Raw genomic sequence first — 462 nt, 5'->3', positions numbered from 1 at the left:
AGAGTGTTTTCAGCTTAAGCTTCCAGTTAGACGCTCAGCTCATCCGGTTGCGTGACTGACTTAACCTAATAATCGTTTTTCATCGAATACCTTTTTGTTTTTAAGCATAAAGTAGACACAGCGTCCTAACTTATGAGCCAGCGCTGATAAGGCTTTTGCTTTGCTCATTTTCTTTTGTAACTTAGCTAGATGCTTTTGGGCTTTTTCATTGCCACGCAAGTACAAAACAGCCGCCTCAGAAAAAGCCCACTTGAGGTGCTGATTACCAATTTTACTGCCTTGAGTACCGTAAGATTTGCCAGCCGATTCAGCTTTGCATTTAACTAAGCGACAATAAGAAGCAAATTTTTGAACGGAATCAAAACGCGTAATATCCCCAATCTCATAGATAATAGTCAGTGCTAATATTTGTCCCACACCTGGGATGGATTTAAGCAAATGAAAGTCAACAGGGTTATGTTG

1 protein-coding gene is annotated in these 462 nt (G+C 40.3%); it reads right to left on the bottom strand.

The window, feature by feature from the left end:
• Nucleotides 1–60: 60 nt before the first annotated feature.
• On the bottom strand, nt 61–462 hold a 402-nt coding region (locus tag DS2_RS19445; protein WP_035016752.1), incomplete at its 5' end, for an IS110 family transposase.

The sequence above is a fragment of the Catenovulum agarivorans DS-2 genome, assembly GCF_000568405.1.
GTDB classification, from domain to species: domain Bacteria; phylum Pseudomonadota; class Gammaproteobacteria; order Enterobacterales; family Alteromonadaceae; genus Catenovulum; species Catenovulum agarivorans_A.
Note: the sequence above shows the minus strand (reverse complement) of the source record. Positions and strands in the feature narration are given on the sequence as shown.